General features: G+C 66.6%; 19 protein-coding genes. 6 read left to right on the top strand and 13 right to left on the bottom strand.

Features of this window, described 5'->3' with window-relative positions:
• Window positions 1–82 precede the first annotated feature (82 nt).
• From CFB89_RS30665 to CFB89_RS30685, 5 genes are read right to left on the bottom strand one after another with little or no spacing between them, the layout of a single operon-like run.
• Window positions 83–571 carry a phage protein NinX family protein gene (locus CFB89_RS30665; RefSeq protein ID WP_089471232.1) on the bottom strand — a complete coding sequence of 163 codons (489 nt, stop codon included), beginning with the start codon at window positions 569–571 and terminating at the stop codon, window positions 83–85.
• A 29-nt stretch (window positions 572–600) separates the two neighbouring features.
• Window positions 601–1,392 (bottom strand): endonuclease/exonuclease/phosphatase family protein, encoded by a 792-nt coding sequence (locus CFB89_RS30670; protein WP_089471233.1) that lies wholly within the window; start codon window positions 1,390–1,392, stop codon window positions 601–603.
• Window positions 1,383–3,581, bottom strand: coding sequence for a VTT domain-containing protein (locus CFB89_RS30675; RefSeq protein ID WP_089471234.1), 2,199 nt, complete (start codon window positions 3,579–3,581; stop codon window positions 1,383–1,385). The genes CFB89_RS30670 and CFB89_RS30675 overlap by 10 nt, the downstream gene beginning before the upstream one ends.
• Entirely contained in the window at window positions 3,578–3,916 is a 339-nt protein-coding gene (locus CFB89_RS30680; protein WP_089471235.1) for a hypothetical protein, read from the bottom strand. The genes CFB89_RS30675 and CFB89_RS30680 overlap by 4 nt, the downstream gene beginning before the upstream one ends.
• On the bottom strand, window positions 3,913–4,608 hold the full coding sequence (locus tag CFB89_RS30685; protein ID WP_089471696.1) for an MgtC/SapB family protein: 696 nt from the start codon (window positions 4,606–4,608) through the stop codon (window positions 3,913–3,915). Before CFB89_RS30685 ends, CFB89_RS30680 begins: the two co-directional genes overlap by 4 nt.
• A 176-nt stretch (window positions 4,609–4,784) precedes the next feature.
• Here CFB89_RS30685 and CFB89_RS30690 point away from each other — a divergent pair, with 176 nt between their 5' ends.
• A complete protein-coding gene (locus CFB89_RS30690) occupies window positions 4,785–5,027 on the top strand; it encodes a DUF6566 family protein (protein ID WP_089471236.1) in 243 nt (80 codons plus the stop codon).
• Window positions 5,028–5,119: 92 nt separating this feature from the next.
• Complete coding sequence (locus CFB89_RS30695; RefSeq protein ID WP_050013958.1) at window positions 5,120–5,827, top strand: succinate dehydrogenase/fumarate reductase iron-sulfur subunit; 708 nt, start codon at window positions 5,120–5,122, stop codon at window positions 5,825–5,827.
• A gap of 30 nt (window positions 5,828–5,857) precedes the next feature.
• Here the strand turns inward: CFB89_RS30695 and CFB89_RS34610 are convergent, their stop codons facing one another.
• The 7 genes from CFB89_RS34610 to CFB89_RS30725 form a co-directional block, all read right to left on the bottom strand.
• A complete protein-coding gene (locus CFB89_RS34610) occupies window positions 5,858–6,289 on the bottom strand; it encodes a hypothetical protein (RefSeq protein ID WP_144030181.1) in 432 nt (143 codons plus the stop codon).
• Window positions 6,265–7,128, bottom strand: coding sequence for a DUF6402 family protein (locus CFB89_RS30700; protein ID WP_256979809.1), 864 nt, complete (start codon window positions 7,126–7,128; stop codon window positions 6,265–6,267). The genes CFB89_RS34610 and CFB89_RS30700 overlap by 25 nt, the downstream gene beginning before the upstream one ends.
• Window positions 7,103–8,125 (bottom strand): Rieske (2Fe-2S) protein, encoded by a 1,023-nt coding sequence (locus CFB89_RS30705; RefSeq protein ID WP_256979810.1) that lies wholly within the window; start codon window positions 8,123–8,125, stop codon window positions 7,103–7,105. Before CFB89_RS30705 ends, CFB89_RS30700 begins: the two co-directional genes overlap by 26 nt.
• Before the next feature lie 26 nt (window positions 8,126–8,151).
• Window positions 8,152–9,210, bottom strand: coding sequence for a Rieske 2Fe-2S domain-containing protein (locus CFB89_RS30710; RefSeq protein WP_089471238.1), 1,059 nt, complete (start codon window positions 9,208–9,210; stop codon window positions 8,152–8,154).
• A gap of 12 nt (window positions 9,211–9,222) precedes the next feature.
• Window positions 9,223–10,317, bottom strand: a complete 1,095-nt coding sequence (locus tag CFB89_RS30715; RefSeq protein ID WP_089471239.1) for a methyltransferase type 12 — start codon at window positions 10,315–10,317, stop codon at window positions 9,223–9,225.
• Window positions 10,318–10,330: 13 nt separating this feature from the next.
• Window positions 10,331–11,293 carry a cyclopropane-fatty-acyl-phospholipid synthase family protein gene (locus CFB89_RS30720; RefSeq protein WP_089471697.1) on the bottom strand — a complete coding sequence of 321 codons (963 nt, stop codon included), beginning with the start codon at window positions 11,291–11,293 and terminating at the stop codon, window positions 10,331–10,333.
• A gap of 521 nt (window positions 11,294–11,814) precedes the next feature.
• Window positions 11,815–12,489: an HAD family hydrolase gene (locus CFB89_RS30725; protein ID WP_089471240.1), complete on the bottom strand. Its 675-nt coding sequence runs from the start codon at window positions 12,487–12,489 to the stop codon at window positions 11,815–11,817.
• 201 nt (window positions 12,490–12,690) lie between these two features.
• On the opposite strand from CFB89_RS30725, the gene CFB89_RS30730 reads away from it, so the two are divergent.
• Window positions 12,691–13,893 (top strand): sugar transporter, encoded by a 1,203-nt coding sequence (locus CFB89_RS30730; RefSeq protein ID WP_089471241.1) that lies wholly within the window; start codon window positions 12,691–12,693, stop codon window positions 13,891–13,893.
• Between the two features lie 28 nt (window positions 13,894–13,921).
• Here the strand turns inward: CFB89_RS30730 and CFB89_RS30735 are convergent, their stop codons facing one another.
• Entirely contained in the window at window positions 13,922–14,014 is a 93-nt protein-coding gene (locus CFB89_RS30735) for an SDR family oxidoreductase (protein WP_089471698.1), read from the bottom strand.
• A gap of 139 nt (window positions 14,015–14,153) precedes the next feature.
• Here CFB89_RS30735 and CFB89_RS30740 point away from each other — a divergent pair, with 139 nt between their 5' ends.
• The 3 genes from CFB89_RS30740 to CFB89_RS34615 all read left to right on the top strand — a co-directional run bounded on the left by CFB89_RS30740 (window position 14,154) and on the right by CFB89_RS34615 (window position 15,902).
• On the top strand, window positions 14,154–15,101 hold the full coding sequence (locus CFB89_RS30740; protein ID WP_089471242.1) for a DUF4880 domain-containing protein: 948 nt from the start codon (window positions 14,154–14,156) through the stop codon (window positions 15,099–15,101).
• Between the two features lie 136 nt (window positions 15,102–15,237).
• Window positions 15,238–15,702, top strand: coding sequence for an Lrp/AsnC family transcriptional regulator (locus CFB89_RS30745; protein WP_089471243.1), 465 nt, complete (start codon window positions 15,238–15,240; stop codon window positions 15,700–15,702).
• On the top strand, window positions 15,699–15,902 hold the full coding sequence (locus CFB89_RS34615; RefSeq protein ID WP_144030182.1) for a hypothetical protein: 204 nt from the start codon (window positions 15,699–15,701) through the stop codon (window positions 15,900–15,902). The genes CFB89_RS30745 and CFB89_RS34615 overlap by 4 nt, the downstream gene beginning before the upstream one ends.
• The last annotated feature ends 72 nt before the right edge of the window (window positions 15,903–15,974 follow it).

Raw genomic sequence — 15,974 nt, forward strand, 5'->3', positions numbered from 1 at the left:
TGCCCCGTGGGCACGGCATGTGCGGGGAAGCCGGTTTGAAAGGGCCTGTCGTTTTTACATGACCGCTGGACTCGCGGATGTACTACATGCGCGGTATCGACCGGATGTCCGAATTGTCGCCCGTTGCCGGATCGTTGTCCGAAGTCGGAATCGGCGCGCCTGGGTCATACCGCACCACCGTCCCATGTTCGATCCGGTGCGGAAACGGCGGCGGCTCGTCCACCTCGTCGCCGAAGCGCGCGCGCACGAACGCACGCAGCAGCGCCACCCGCGCATCGCGCCCATGGGCGCCGCAGGTCGACGGGCCGTCGACGAAGGTCGCGTCGCATTCGACGTCGTCGCCGTGGCGGGCGATCCGCAGATCGATCGCACGATCGAGCACCGCGCCCGCGTCGGCCCACGATGCCGACGGCGCGAACGGCGCGTCGAGATGCCGGAGCGCGTCGCACGCGGCCGTCACGACGACGGTCGGCGCGACGGCCGTGAAGCCCAGCGTGTCTTCGTCGTCGGCGCACAACGCGCGTGCGCACCAGTAGTCGAGATCCTTTCCGTCGAGTGCGTCGGTTCGCATGAGCTGCCTCCGTCGGATCGAAAAAAATCTCACCGCGCAAGCGCCGTGCCCGTCGCGGGTGTCGCGCGCATCCGGGCCACCAGCGGATAGTGGTCGGACGCGTGCCGCGCCCGTGCGCTGCGATGCACGGCCACGTCGACCAGCAACTCGCCCGGATGAATCCAGATCCGGTCCAGCGAGAACACCGGCCACACGGTCGGGAACGTACGCGGCGCCGGCGCGCGCCGGAACCGCGTGACGAGCGCCTGCAGCGCGCGCCCGCGCACGAACCATTCGTTGATGTCGCCGAGCAGGATCACCGGCATCGCGCCCGTGTCGAACGCCGCGAGGAGCCGCTGCACCTGCGCGCTGCGTTCGCTGGCCGACAGCCCGAGATGCGTCGCGACCACGCGGATCGGGCCCGCGCTGCAATCGATGTCGGCGTCGAGCGCGCCGCGCGGCTCGCGCGGGTGGAACGACAGGTCGAGCGTGCGCGCCGCGCGGATCGGGCAGCGCGACAGCACCGCGTTGCCGTAGCGGCGCTCGGGCGTGTCGATCGTCGGGCCGGCCACCGCGTGCATGCCGGTCGCGTCGCGCAGATGCGCGAGCACGTCCGGCGTGCGCGTGCCGCCGAGCGGCACCTCCTGCAGCGCGATCACGTCCGCGTCGAGTTCGTCGATCACGGCCGCGATTCGGTCGACCGCGCGCGCCGGCCACGCGCCGTCGCCGCCGTGAATGTTGTAGGTCGCGATTCGCAGGTCGCGCCCGCCGGGCGCGGCGGCGGGCGCCGCGTCGGCGGTGACGACGTGCGGCGGCGGGGCGGGGTCCTTGCTCAGCGCCATCGTCGCAGCATCCTCACGAGCAGGACCGACACGCCGACCAGCGCGAGGCCGATCGCCGCGAGCCACGCGAACGCGCCGGGCTCCGGATGGCTGAGCGCGGCGGTCAACTGGTGCGCGAACGTGACGGTCAGCACGATGCCGGGCAGCATCCCGAGCGCGGTGCCGATCAGGTAGTCGCGCAGCCCGATGTGCGATGCGCCGGCGACGAGGTTCACGACGGTAAACGGCGCGATCGGCAGCAGCCGCAGCACGGCCATCGCGACCACGCCGCGCCGGCCGATGTGCTCGCTCAGCCGGTTCGCGCGCGCGCCGGCGAGCCGGCGTACCGCGTCGCGCCCGAGCCAGCGGCCGAGCGCGTAGGTCGCGGCGGCCGCCGCCATCGAGCCGACGCCCGCATACGCGAAGCCCGGCCACGCGCCGAACACGAGCCCCGTCGCGGCGATCAGCAGCGTGATCGGCACCGCGAAGGTCGCCGCGATCACGTAGGCCGCGAGCAGCAGCACCGGCGCGGCCGGCAGCCGCGCGATGCCGGCCACCGCGTGCGACAACGACGCGACGTTCAGGTGCGCGCCCAGCGGCGTGAAGCGCCACGCGAGCGTCAGCGCGGCGAGCGCGAGCACCACCGCGCCCAGCACGAAAAACCGCGCGGTGAGCGAGCGATGCTGCTCGTGCGGCACGAATTCGCGGACGAACCGGTCCGGCTCGATCGGCTGCTCGGGGTCGAGCCGCGCGCTGACCGGCACGAGCGCCTCGAATTGCGGCGACACGGCCGGGTCGAGCGTGCGCAGCGTGCGGCCCGGCTTCGCGCGCAACCGGTCGAGGACGACGTTCGGCCGTGCTCCGCACGCGAACGCGTCGGCCACCGCCGCGGGCGTCGTGCCGAGGTGCTCGGCCAGCAGCCGCTCGCGCATGCCGGCGATCGCCGCGCGAATGCGGGCATCGCCGGCCGCGACCAGCGCGATGCAGCATTCGGTGTCGAGCAGCATCGAGCGGTTGTTCAGGTTCGCGCTACCGATCACGATGCATTCGTCGTCGACGACCGCGACCTTGCTGTGCACGTTCACGCACCCGTCGCCAAGCCCGTCGACGTGCGGATACAGCAGCCGGTAGCGGTCGAAGCGGTCGGCCGACGCGAGCGTCGCGTGCAGCCGCGCGCGCAGCACGCCCATCGTCGCTTCCTGCAGCCAGCCGCTCTGCACGCGCGGCGCGACGACGGTCACGTCCGGCCCGTGCGCATCGGCGAGGCGTTCGGACAACGCTTCGCGTACCACCGCCGCGGTGAAGTACTGATTTTCGAGATACAGGTGCCGCTGCGCGGCGCGGATCGTGTCCTCCACGAGCGCGCGCACCTGGGTGACCGCCTCGCGGCCGCCGTGGCGCGGCGCCGTATACGCGATGCCGAGCCGCACGTCGCGTACGTCGACGGGCGCGCCGGGCGGCCACGGATCGGGGTCGTCCGGCCGGTCGAGATGCCGCTGCGCGCGGATCGCGATCGGGCGCCCGCACGCCTGCAGCCAGCGGGCGCGCGCCTGTTCGCCGATCGCGGCGGCCGCGTCGCCGTCGAACATCGTGTGCACGTCGTGGAACGGCCCGTACGGCATGCCATGCTCGTCGCGGCGGCGCGGGTCGTCGGCCGCATGCGCGGGCGTGTCCCAGCGGGCGCGCGTCAGGTCGAGGCCGCCGACGAACGCGAGCCGGTCGTCGATCACGACGAGCTTCTGGTGATGCGACGCGCCGCGCGGATGCGTATCGTCGAGCCGGAACCGGATCCCGCGATGCGCGCGCCAGGCGGCCCGATACACGGGCGGCCAGTCGCGCTCCAGCGCGTAGATCATCGCGAAGTCCCACGCGAGCACGTAGATGCGCAGATTGTGGCGGGCGGACGCGAGCGCGTGCAGGAAGGCCGCGAGCGTGTCGGGCAGCGTGTCGTCTTCGCCGCCCGGCGCGAGCCGCATCCGGCTGTCCACGTCCCAGCCGACGATGAACACCGTATGGCGCGCGCGCAACAAGGCGGCGCGCAGCGTCGAGAAGTACGCGTCGCCGTCGACCAGCATCGCGAAGCGGTCCGCGTGGCGGATCGTGTCGCAGTTGCGCCCGCGCTCGAGCAGGCCGTGCCGCGAAGGGCCGTCCGCCGGCGCCGTGTCGACGCGCCGCTCGTCGGCGCGGGTCACGCGATCCGCCACGATCATCGCGCGCCGACGTCCCGGTCGCCGTCGATCCGCTGCAACAGTGCATCGCAGCGCGCACGCAGCGCCTGGAGTTCCGGCGAATGCGCGTCGAGCCGCACGCGTTCGCCGCTCTGCGGGTCGCCGTGCGTGATCGCGATGTCGTAGATCTCCTGCGCGATCGTCGCCGACGCGTGCGCGATCCTGATCCGGTCGAGCCACTCGCAGTCGGCGTGCCGGCACGCGAGCCATGCGCGCAACGCGCCGACGAGTTGGCCGGTCGTGAGCCACGCGCCGCTGCGCATCCGGGCAGCGAGCTGGCTCGTCACGAGATAGGAGAGCAGGTCGGTCTGGGTCACGCGAAACTCCTTGACGAGGTGTCGGGTTGACAAGTCCGTACGCACGCGATGTTTTGCAGCGTTTCGCAGATCGCCGCAAATTCCGGCCCGCTCGTGCGCGAGAACGAGACGGAGATGTCGTCGGTGTCCGGATCGTCGTCCGACTGCTGGACGATGAACCGTTTCACGCGCACGCGGCCGGGGCCGAGCGCCTCGTGCAGCGTGCCGAGCGTCAGGCCGCCGCGTTCGGCCACGAGCAGCAGCGTGCGTTGCTGACGCTGCGCGATGAAGCGGCGCTCGAGCGGTTTCACGCCCGCGAGGATCGCGAGCACGATCGCCGTCGCGCCGACCGATGCAACCACCATGCCGCCGCCCGCGGCGAGCCCGACGCCGGCCACCGCCCACAGGCTCGCGGCCGTCGTCAGCCCGCGCACCACCTCGCCGCGCAGCAGGATCGAGCCCGCGCCGAGAAAGCCGATGCCCGACACGACCTGCGCGGCGACCCGCGACGGATCGAGCACGACGCCATTTTGTCCACGCACGTCCTCGAAGCCGAACGTCGACACCAGCATCACGAGCGCGGAGCCCACGCACACGAGCATGTGCGTGCGCAGCCCGGCGGCCCAGTTCAGGCGTTCGCGTTCGAGCCCGATCACGCTGCCGAGCAGCGCGGCCAGCAGCAGGCGTCCAAGCAATTCGAGGTGGCCGATCATGATGTGCATCCCTTCCGGCCCTTCGCGATGCGGGCCGGCAGCGGTTCGATGCGGAAAAGGGACGCAAGCAGCGTGCCGGCCGGGCACGGCGCGTGCGCGCGAGGGCGGCGGCGCGCACGGCGGTCATGCGGTGCGCATTTTTTTCATCGCCATCGCAGATAAGACAGGAGGCCACCGTGGCACATCAACAGGACGCACAGGTTCGGGATCCGTATCGCGGCCACGAAATCCTGGTGTGGGCGCGACCCAACGAGCGCGGCGCATGGCGCGACGAGGTACAGGTGTACGTCGACGGCGCGCGCATCGAGCTGCTGGTGCCGGAGGCCGCCGGCCCCGAATGGCTGACCGAGGTCGAGGCGCTGCGCGCGGGGCTCGAGCGCGGCCGTTATCTGATCGACAAGCGGGTGGACGACGACTGAACGGCATGGCGCTTGCGGGCGCCGCTGGCCGCGACAGCCGCCCCGCGGCATCCCGTGAACCCATCCATGCCGGCCCGCGCCGGGAGGAACCGATGAGCGATCCGCGCACGCTTCATATCTACCGCTACGACCCCGATCGCGACGCGCAGCCGTATCTGCAGCGCTACGAGATCGACGTGAACCCGGACGACCGCATGCTGCTCGACGTGCTCGGCCGCGTGAAGCGCGACGACGAGACGCTCGCGTATCGCCGTTCCTGCCGCGAGGGGATCTGCGGGTCGGACGCGATGAACATCAACGGCAAGAACGGCCTCGCGTGCCTGACCAACATGCAGACGCTGCCGCGCGAGATCGTGTTGCGGCCGCTGCCGGGGCTGCCGGTGGTGCGCGACCTGATCGTCGACATGACCGACTTCTTCAACCAGTACCACTCGATCCGGCCTTACCTGATCAACGACACGACGCCGCCGGCGCGCGAGCGGCTGCAATCGCCGGAAGAGCGCGATCAGCTCGACGGGCTGTACGAATGCATTCTGTGCGCGTGCTGTTCGACGTCGTGTCCGAGCTACTGGTGGAACCCGGACAAGTTCGTCGGGCCGGCCGGCTTGTTGCAGGCGTACCGGTTCATCGCCGATTCGCGCGATCTGGCGACGGCCGAACGGCTCGACGATCTGGAGGATCCGTACCGGCTGTTCCGCTGCCGGACGATCATGAACTGCACGGACGTATGCCCGAAGGGGCTGAATCCGACGAAGGCGATTTCGGAGATTCGGACGATGCTGGTCAGGCGGACGGTGTGATGCGCGATGTCTGAATGCGTGCTTTCGAAATCAAGAAAATAACGCGATCAGTCGTTGCAGCAAAGGTATTCGCGCCGTCCAGCCATCGACGTTGGAAGGCGGCATGGCGATGAAGCGCAATGGAGACGACTTCGATTGGTCGTAGTAGAAAATGGTGTCGTCGCCGTACTCCAGTTCCCGAGGGGCTGCGTCGTTAATCGTGCGTACCGAAAAATACCGCTCCGCCCGCACCTCTCCGGCCGGGCCTATCACCCGGAGCCGAATTTCGTCGCCGTCGCCAAAGGAGCGACGTGCCCCACACAGCTCGATTTTGTATTTCTCGCCACCGAACTCTTTCGTTCCTCCGTTAAGAGTCTGAGTATAGTTTTCGCAACCCCCATATGATTTCCGCAACATAAGAGACGGAATCGCCAGCGCCAAAACGAGCGCGAATGCGATTAAATTTTTTCTGGTGACCTGCATATTTCGCCCAGGCTCAATTTAATGGGGTTTGTCAACTTGAGGTATCGGAATTGGGAATATATCACGAAATCCTCTCCGCGATTATGCTTGATTCTCCAATCGTTGTAGGTTCTGTTGAAAACAGGGTAGTGCACGTCACAAGCCCTGAATTTCCTGACCAGGCCCTTCCGCGTATCGATAGGTTTATCCAGAAAATCATCAATCAGATACTTCCATTTAATCCTGGATTCAATGTCGAGGGAGTCTCCAAGATTCGAATTGACGCCGCTTCGATATAGAATCTCCCTGATTCGCCCTCCATTCGTGATAACCATGCCTTTTTTATTCCAGTGTCCCAAATACTGGCTGCCCGATGGCAACTTCTCGTCATTGAAGGAGTAGCTATCTTTTATGTATGCATAGACGTGCGTTATGGATGCAATCAAGTCGATGCAGTAGGATTTGGTTTTTTCATGATTGTCGTATTTATAATATTTGTCTCCAGAAAACTCTGCGCGTCCAATGGCGGCATAGATGTTGAAGTTCGCGAGAGCAGCAGTCAAATCTGTCGGCGCATACGGGAGACCTCCCGTCGTGTCAAAGCTGGACACATTAACGAGTTGAAATTGCCACTTCCTGCAAAACTCGACGGGATTGCCTTTATCGCCAACCGTCTGAAAATCGAAATCTACCGAAGATGCGAATTTTTCTTTCACCACATGCCGTAGCAGTTCTCTCAACCTCGCCCAGCTATCTGGAGGTGCGCGAAATGCCGGATGCTGCCGGGCAGCGCGCCGGCGCGTTCCAGTTCGTCGTTGCCGTCGCCGGCTCCCGCTACTTCTCGGCGAACGCGTCCACATGCGCGGCACGCCGTTGCGCCGCCGCGCGACCCTCGCTCGGATAGAACTGCCGCGCCCATCGCTGAAACACCGGGTACGGCCCGTCACCCGCGACCGGCGTCCCGTAGCCCGTGTAATCGCGATGGCTCCACACCATGATGTCTTCCTTGAACACCGGCACCAGCCATAGTCGGTGCAGCAACCGGCCGAGCGCCGCATAGACGATTCGCTGCAACGGGGCCGGCCACCGCGACAGCCACGAAAAGCGGAACGAAATACCGTCGCGGAACGTCCAGCGCAGCGGCGCGATCTGTACGCCGCACGCGAAGATCTTCGCTTCGAGGCCGATCGCCTTCATTTCATGGTCGGACGACACGCAGCCGAGGCCATGAACGCCGATCAGCGTGCTCCATTTGACGTTCTTCCATGCCATGTCCACCTGCATCGAAATGCGCGGGCCGTCGATCACGGGCGCATGCGGCTTCATGTCCTTCCAGCGATGCAGCGCACCGAAATGCTCGAGATCGTAGCCGTTTTCCGGCAGGTTCTGCATCACGCCGCGCAGCGTGAAAGCCCGGCCCACCGGCGCCGAGAAGCCGGTCATGTCCACTTCCGGCAGTTCCCATGTCGGCGCGAAGCCATCGGCGTTCTGCCACACGAACACGAAGCCGTTCCACTCGCGCACGTGCCGGGTGCGAAGCGTCAGCGCGTGGCCGCTTTTCGCGCAGCCGGCGGTGGTGCGCCGGCCGTCGGGGCCGTACGCGTAGTGATGGAACGGACAGACGATCTGCTCGCCGTCGACCGTGCCGCCGTGGCCCAGATGAGCGCCCTGATGCGGGCAATACGCGTCGACCGCGCACGCGACGCCGGAAGCCGTCCGGTACAGCACGACATCGCGTCCCATGAAAGGCGTCGTGAGCACGGTGCCCGGCTTCAGCTCGCGGCTGAAACACAGCGCGAACCATCCGTCCGGATAGGGCAGCGGCGCGGTTTCGTCGACGGGGCCGGTTGCATGCATCGTGTGCTCCTGCATCGGCATGGCCCTCATCGCGCGAACTCCCTACCGGCGTGCGCGGCGGCGGCGGCCGGCACGGCGTCGCATTGTCCGACGGGCACGTCATCGCCGGCCGCCGGATAGAACTGCGCAGCCCAGCGCCGGAACGTCATGATCGGCATCTCGCCCGCCATCAACGTCGGGCGCGCGTCGTAGTCGCGGTGATCCCAGATGCGCAGGTCGCGCTTGAATTGCGGCACGAACCACAACCGGTACGCGGCGCTCACGAGTATCTCGTGCACGGCCCGGCGCAGCGGCGACGGCCACGCAGATGCGCGTTCGACGCGCAGCGCAACGAATTCGCGACAGGTCCAGCGGTCGGGTTCGATCTGCGTCGGGAACAGCACGACCCGCGCATGCAGCCCGAGGTCCGGCAGTTCCATGCGCGCGGCCATGCAGCCAAGGCCGTGCATCGTGATGTCCAGCAGCAGCCGTTGGCCGAGCAGTACGAGCGTCGAGCGCATCGTCATCCGGTAGCCGTCGGCTTGAGGCGGTTCGAGCACCGGATTCGACCACCCGTGCACCGGGCTGAAATGGTTGACGTCGACGCCGTTCTCGGCCGGATTCTGCAGGCTGCCATTCAGCGTGTGGCATGCGCCGCGCGGCCGCGAATAGCCGTCGAGATCGAGTTCGGGCAGCGACCACGACGGCGGTGCGCCCGCACGGTCCTGCCACGCGAGCACGAGGCCGTTCCATTCGAGCACGTGGCGCTGCCGCAGCGTGGCGGCGGGCGGCTTGCCGTCCCGTCCTGCGCGCACGCAGGTGCCGTCCGGCGCGAACGCGAGGTGATGGAACGGGCACACGATCTCCTCGCCGCGCACGACGCCGCCATGCCCGAGATGCGCGCCGAGGTGCGGGCAATGTGGCGCGACCGCGCGAATCAGGCCCGATGCCGTTCGATAGAGCACGACGTCCTCGCCCATGAAGCGCGTGACGATCAGTGCGCCGCGTTTGACGTCGCGGCCGTAGGCCAGCGCGAACCAGCCGTCCGGGTAGCGATGTCGGGAAGTGGCGGCGGCTTCGGGCACAACGGGGATCGATGCGTGCATGCGCGTCTCCAGTCACCGGTGCGAAGCATGCCGGTCCGCCGCCGCGATTTCCTCGAGCGTCGGCAGCGCCGTCATCGCGACTTCACCGCCGGCGAAGCGGCCGCCGCCGAGATCGTCGCCGTGGTAGCGGGTGCTGAACGCGTGAAATTCCGCGTTGCCCGCACTCATGTAGCCCAGCTCCGTCACGTAGGCCTGCGCGTCGGCGTCGTCCGCCAGCACGCCTGTCGCGACCGCTTCGCGCGCGTCGATCAGGCGGCGCTCGTTCGACGTGCAGAGCGCCGCGAGCCGGTCGAGCGCCGCCTGGACGTTCAACTGCTCGACACGCATCAGGATCCAGACGGCATTGAATCGCTCGTGCGCGGAGCGTTCCTTGCGAAACGAAAACAGGTCGTTGACGAGGATCACCGAATCGATCGTCCTGTCCCGCGCGTCGGCCAGGGCCGCGTGTTGCGCGAGGCGCTGCTCCATGTCGATGTCGAGCGCGTATTCGGTGAGCAGCGTGATCCAGTGGCCGAAACCCTCGACCCGGCGAAACGCCAGATAGTCGGCGAGCGACAGGCGCGATGCGTCGGTCGCCGTCGGATCGGCCTGCGTACGGATCTGCGCGCGGACGCATTCGACGAACCGCTGCCAGAAGGCCGGGCGCGCGTCGCACCGGGTGCGCATCAAGCACAGCGTGTCGTGCAGCAGTCGCGCGGCGGGCACATCGGCCGGCGGCGGCATGCCGTCGACGGCCGCGAGGCAATGATCGCGCAACGTGTCGAGCCCCGCCTGGTCGCCGGTGCGCGCCAGATGCGTGAAGGCGTCGTCCATCAGCGTCGTGACGTTCATCATCCGATGGATCGTGTACGCGCGATCGGGCCGCGCATTCGGATAGCACAGGCTGCCATACGCGGGAATGCGCTGCGCGAGAAAGCGGCGTGCCGCCGCGTCGCTGCGATAGTGCCGCAGGATGGTCGGATAGTCGTCGATCGCGAGTTGCCGCTCGATGGCTTCGTGCTGCGGGTGCCGTGCAACGGGCAGCAAGAGCCGCGGCAGCGGCAGCACCAGCGTGTGCGTCGCGCTCGGCACGACGTTCTCGACGCGCGGCGTTCCGGATGCTTGCATGGGAATCTCCGGGTTACGCGTCCGGTTTGACCGCGACGATGCTGTAGGTCGACACCTTGTTCTTGATCAGCGCGACGGACCAGTTTTCGGCGAGCACGCGCAATTCCTCCAGCGTGTCCGGCGCGCGATGCGGAAAATGGCGGTCGATGTTGGCCTTGGCATCCATCAGCCAGCGTGCCACGTCGATGTTCGACGGCAGCACGCGCATGTCGCGGATCGCGAATCCGGCGTCGATCAGCACCTGCCTGAAATAGTCCGGCGTCTTCCGGTGCTTGCACGCGATCCGGTCGATCTCGTCCGGCGTGTCGGACTGGTATTCGCTCAGTTCGACGTTGTACAGATTATCGGAGATGATCACCGACCCGCCGCCGCGCACCCGCGCATGCAGCGCGCGCATCGCCTTTTCGTACAGCGCGTTCGGGAAATGCGAGATCACGCCGCGAATGATCACGAGATCGTACGGTGTCGCGGGATCGGGCAGTCGGTCGACGTCCTGCGCGTTGCACTGGTATAGGTTGATGCGTCGAGCGAGCCCGTGCTGCGCATGAAAGCGGGCGCAGTAGTCGAGCTGTTCGCGACTGACGTTGATGCCGTCGAGGCGCATGCAGCCGGGGAAGCGGCCCGCCAGATACTTGAGGATGTAGCCCCAGCCGCAGCCGATGTCGAGAATGCGCTCGACGCACGCGGGCACGGGGTCGTCGAAGCCGGCGAGGCGAAGCTGGCGTTCGAAGTAGCGAATGCCCGATTCATCGAGCGAGATCGGCGGCGTGGAGCGCGGATCGTCGTAGACGCCGAACTGGAACAACAGGTATTCGCCGATCGCCTTGCGCCAGTCGTCCGGACTGCCGGCGTAGGTCGCCTGCACTTTCTGCTCGTAGTCGCTCACCGTCTCGCCATGCAGCACCCGGATAGGCAGCGCGGGCGCCCGGTGCGGCGCGCGCATGTCGGCGATTGCCTGTTCGCTGATCTGATTCATCGAAACCCTCGCGTCGTCCATTTCCGTCAAGCCGGACACAACGATGCCCGCCGATACGTGCGATCGTGCGATCGAATAAATCGATGTCATGCTTCTGTCGAAGCGTTATGAAGGGGAAATATCCGTGCGCATTTATAGAGCCCCGAATAAATGGCGGAAATGGCGCCGTAACGCAGTATCGCGATGCAGACCCCATATCATGCACAGGCCTTCTGGCGACGTGGGGTTGCGCCGGCTGGGCGGTTCGGCTCCGTATGATGCTCGCATTTTCGTGATCCGGATACCAAGATCGTGAACCGGACGCGAGGTGTATTCGTTATATGAGAGGTGATTCGTTTTTTCAAGAATCTTCCCGTCCGTTTTAAAAACACGGGAAAACAAGCATCGGTAAAATAATTAAATCGCGATCGTCAATGGCAATCCGGATTGTTTCGATTCGATGAATCGAAACAGGGCAGCCGCGCCGAGAAGGATCGCGCCCGGCTGCCCGGTCGGACGAGGCGGGCGTGACCCGCCGGCGCCTACGGCCGCGCGGCAATCTCGTCGAGATGCCGCAGCAGATCCGCCGGATCGTCGTACACACGCAGCGCGCCCGCCCGTTCCAGCTCGTCGCTGCCGTACCCGCCCGCCAGCAGCCCGACGCCCAGCGCGCGGCAGCGGCTCGCGGCGAGCATGTCCCAGATACTGTCGCCGACCACCACCGTATGCTCGATCGGCACGTTCAGTTTCGCGGCGGCGGTCAGGAACAGGTCGGGGTCCGGCTTCGCATACTTCACCTGGTCGCGCGTGACGACGACGTTCTTCGCCGGATCGACGCCGAGCGCCTCCAGATTGATCGCCGCGGTTTCCATCCGCCCGCTGGTCGCGATCGCCCAGCGAATGCCGGCGCTCGACAGCGCGGCCAGCAACTCGCGCGCGCCGGGCAGCGGCCGGACCTGCGCGCGCAGCCGCTGGTACGCGGCCGCGTGCAGCCGCGCGAGCCGTTCGACACGGTCGGCGTCGATGTCGCCGTCCGTCTCGCGCAGCAACTGATTCAGGAACAGGCCGCCGCTCATCCCGATCTTGCGATGGATGCGCCACACCGACAGTTCGATGCCTTCGGCATCGAGCGCTTCCTTCCACGCGAGTACGTGCTGATAGACGCTGTCGACGAGCGTGCCGTCGAGATCGAACAGAAATGACGTTTCAATGCGCATGCGAATCTCCTGGCCCGATGGCATTCGGGCAAATCGTCGGCAAACCCAATTCGTCACATTATCGGCGCGCGGCCGTGTCACCGCCATGTCCCGCGCCGCCCGCGCCGCGCCTCGCGGCGGCGTGTCGAATGGCGCTGGTACAATCGCGCCGATGCGCCGGGCGGGCCGCCCGCGCGCGCCCAACCTTCGTCGAATCCCCGTATGGCAACCCCCGACGCCGTGAGTTCCGAACAATCCTGGTGGGGCGTTCTGGCCCTGGCGCTCTCCGCCTTCATCTTCAACACCACCGAATTCGTGCCCGTCGCGCTGCTGAGCGCGATCGGCGACAGCCTGCAGATGCAGCCGACCGCCGTCGGCCTGATGCTGACGATCTACGCGTGGGCCGTCGCGGTCGTATCGCTGCCGCTGACCTTCGTCACGCGGCACGTCGAACGCCGCAAGCTATTGAGCGTGGCGCTGCTGGTGTTCATCGGCAGCCATGTCGTGACCGGTTTCGCGTGGAATTTCGCGGTGCTGATGATCGGCCGGCTCGGCATCGCATGCGCGCATGCGGTGTTCTGGTCGATTTCGATCCCGCTCGCGGTGCGGCTCGCGCCGAGCGACCGCAAGAGCCGTGCGCTCAGCCTGATCGCGATGGGCTCGGCGATCGCGATGGTGGCCGGGATTCCGCTCGGCCGCTTGATCGGCGAGGCGTTCGGCTGGCGCGTCACGTTCCTGATCATCGCCGGCGCGGCGGGCGCCACGCTGCTGTTGCTGCGCGCCACGTTGCCGGTGCTGCCGAGCCAGGGCGCCGGGTCGCTGAACAGCATCGGCGTGTTCCTGCGCAAGCCGGCGCTGGTCGCGCTGTACGCGATCACCGTGCTCGTCGTGTCCGCGCACTTCACGTCGTACACGTATATCGAACCATTCGTGCAGAGCATCAACCATGCGAGCAGCAGCCGGATCACGTACGTGCTGATCCTGTTCGGCGTCGCCGGCCTGCCGGCCGCGGTCTGCTTCAATCGCATCTATCCGCACCGGCCCGACGATTTCCTGCTCGCGTCGATCGTCGCGCTGTCGGGCTGCCTGCTGATCCTGTTCCCGTGCGCGCTGAACATCGTCACGCTGTCCGTGCACACGCTGGTGTGGGGCGGCGCGATCGTCTGCTTCGGGCTGGCGATGCAGGCGTGGGTGCTGAAGCTGGCGCCGGAGGCGACCGATCTCGCCGTGTCGATCTACTCCGGGCTGTACAACGTGGGTATCGGCGCCGGTGCGCTGCTCGGCAACCATATCGCGGGCGACTTCGGGCTGCCGTGGATCGGCACGTTCGGCGGCGTGGTCGCGATCCTCGCGGCCGGTGTCGCGTGGGCCGCGTTGTGGCTGCACGCGAAACGCGAAGCGGCGGTCGAGGCCGCTGCGCATTGAAGCCGCCGCGCGGCGCGCGTCCGGTGGATCACGCGACCGAATAGCCGCCGTCGGCCACGAGCGCGTGCCCCGACACATAGCGGGCATCGTCCGACGCGAGAAATGCGACGATCGTCGCTATCCCGGCCGATGACGCCCGGCGGCCGGCCGGCGTCGATACGGCGTGTTATGCTCCGCGCGAAACCCGTGTTCCGAAATTCGCGGCTCGGCAACGGGCCGCGTTTGCGGCACGGCCGTTCGCCCTCGATTGATTGACGCTCATGAACGGTAACTCCACGCTCGATCCAGTGGCGCAAGAGGCGATTGACTGGGAAGTGAGGCTGCGCTCCGGCGAGATTTCGCAGGACGAGCGCGACGCATTCCTGGCATGGCGGCGCGCGGATCCGGCCCACGAAGAAGCGTGGGCGCGGCTGCAGCAGCGGCTCGGCAGGCTGGGGCCGTTGCAGGGCACGTCGAGTACGGCGGTGCGGCGGGCGCTCGATGAGCCGTCGCATCACCGCAGACGATGGCTGAAAGCCGGCGCGGGCCTGGGAGGCATCGTGCTCGCCGGGATCGGTACGCGCCAGCTCATTTCGACGTTTTCGCTCGACGCGGACTACCACAATGGCGATGTGGTCCCGCAAAGAGTCCAGTTCGACGGCGATGTTTCGGTCACGGCCGGCGCGGCCACGCGGGTGTATACCCATGCACGTGAGCAAGCCGACCTTTATCTGGCTGCCGGTCAGGTTGCAACCGATCCGAATCGCGCCGGCTATCAGCCTGTCGTCGTGACCACCCGCGACGGCATGGTTCGCACCGAGCGGGCGCGCGTGAGCGTGGACGTTCTGCGCCTGCATACCGTCGTGGCCGTGCAAGGCGGCGACGCGGTCCTCGCCGTGCCTCGCGGGCGCCGCTTGCGGGTACCCGATGGATCGGCGTGGTCCTTGTCGGGCGGTCAGATCGCGCGCATGCCCGAAACGTCGGCCGACATCTTCTCGTGGACGCGCGGCACGCTGGTCGTGCTCGATCGCGCGGTGCCGGACGTGATCGAAACGCTGGGCCGTTACTTCGGCGGCTATATCCGTTTTCCGGAGGCCGCGCTGTCGCGCCGGGTGAGCGGTGTCTTTCCGCTCGACGACGCGCCGGCCGCCCTCCGGCAACTGGCCGAAAGCCTCGGGTTTTCCCTGAATCTGTACGGCAAGATGCTCGCCGTCGCCACTCCTGCCTGAAACCGCAGGCTGCGGCGGCGGCCCCCTCCGAATTTTTTTTCGATTTGCGGTGTCACTTTTCGCCGCTCGTTGCACAAGGTAAATAAGAGCGCATCGAATCGCTCGACATCAACCCGTGCACTCGAGTGGAGGAAGTGTGTTCGACGCTATCGACAAGTCCATATTGTCCGTGCTGCAGCAGGACAGCACGCTCTCGGTGGCCGAGATCGCCGACCGCGTGAACCTTTCGACGACGCCATGCTGGCGACGCATTCAGAAGCTCGAGCAGGACGGCGTGATCGCGCGTCGCGTGGCGCTTTTGGATGCGAAGAAGCTCAACGTGGGCGTGACCGTTCTGGTGGAAATCAAGACCGCGGAACATACCGCCGCGTGGTTGCGGCGCTTCTGTGACGTCGTGGCGACGATTCCCGAGGTGGTGGAAGTTCATCGCATGAGCGGGCACATCGATTACATGCTCAAGGTGGTGGTGCCGCATATCGACGCGTACGACAGCGTATACAGGCGTCTGATCGGCGCGGTCGACATCTTCGACGTCAGTTCCAGCTTCTCGATGGAGACCATTAAGCAGACCACCGTATTACCGCTCGATTACATGCTGTGACCGCACGGGCCGGGCAATTTGTCGGCGGCGGCGGAGAAGGACGGAATTTCACCGGCGCGGCGGAAACCGCGGAATGGAATTCCAAAACGGGCAGCGCAAGGGAATTGTTTCAAAAAAACATTCCAGACCCGGACGATAGACTTGTTTCATCGATGACGCGTTCGGGCAAGAGGCTGACCCAGGCCCGAATTGAAGTATGAAGATACTTTGCGACACGACGATGACGCGGTTACGCGTAGGAATACTGATAGAACGGACGAAGAGCCAATACA

This window comes from Burkholderia sp. AU16741 (assembly GCF_002223345.1).
Classification (GTDB): domain Bacteria; phylum Pseudomonadota; class Gammaproteobacteria; order Burkholderiales; family Burkholderiaceae; genus Burkholderia; species Burkholderia sola.

Excerpts from the sequence above, each read along its gene's own strand:
- CFB89_RS30665 (WP_089471232.1), bottom strand. The coding sequence starts at position 571 with ATGCGAACCGACGCACTCGACGGAAAGGATCTCGACTACTGGTGCGCA.
- CFB89_RS30670 (WP_089471233.1), bottom strand. The coding sequence starts at position 1,392 with ATGGCGCTGAGCAAGGACCCCGCCCCGCCGCCGCACGTCGTCACCGCC.
- CFB89_RS30675 (WP_089471234.1), bottom strand. The coding sequence starts at position 3,581 with ATGATCGTGGCGGATCGCGTGACCCGCGCCGACGAGCGGCGCGTCGAC.
- CFB89_RS30685 (WP_089471696.1), bottom strand. The coding sequence starts at position 4,608 with ATGATCGGCCACCTCGAATTGCTTGGACGCCTGCTGCTGGCCGCGCTG.
- CFB89_RS30695 (WP_050013958.1), top strand. The coding sequence starts at position 5,120 with ATGAGCGATCCGCGCACGCTTCATATCTACCGCTACGACCCCGATCGC.
- CFB89_RS34610 (WP_144030181.1), bottom strand. The coding sequence starts at position 6,289 with ATGCAGGTCACCAGAAAAAATTTAATCGCATTCGCGCTCGTTTTGGCG.
- CFB89_RS30700 (WP_256979809.1), bottom strand. The coding sequence starts at position 7,128 with ATGTGGACGCGTTCGCCGAGAAGTAGCGGGAGCCGGCGACGGCAACGA.
- CFB89_RS30705 (WP_256979810.1), bottom strand. The coding sequence starts at position 8,125 with ATGCATGCAACCGGCCCCGTCGACGAAACCGCGCCGCTGCCCTATCCG.
- CFB89_RS30710 (WP_089471238.1), bottom strand. The coding sequence starts at position 9,210 with ATGCACGCATCGATCCCCGTTGTGCCCGAAGCCGCCGCCACTTCCCGA.
- CFB89_RS30715 (WP_089471239.1), bottom strand. The coding sequence starts at position 10,317 with ATGCAAGCATCCGGAACGCCGCGCGTCGAGAACGTCGTGCCGAGCGCG.
- CFB89_RS30720 (WP_089471697.1), bottom strand. The coding sequence starts at position 11,293 with ATGAATCAGATCAGCGAACAGGCAATCGCCGACATGCGCGCGCCGCAC.
- CFB89_RS30725 (WP_089471240.1), bottom strand. The coding sequence starts at position 12,489 with ATGCGCATTGAAACGTCATTTCTGTTCGATCTCGACGGCACGCTCGTC.
- CFB89_RS30730 (WP_089471241.1), top strand. The coding sequence starts at position 12,691 with ATGGCAACCCCCGACGCCGTGAGTTCCGAACAATCCTGGTGGGGCGTT.
- CFB89_RS30740 (WP_089471242.1), top strand. The coding sequence starts at position 14,154 with ATGAACGGTAACTCCACGCTCGATCCAGTGGCGCAAGAGGCGATTGAC.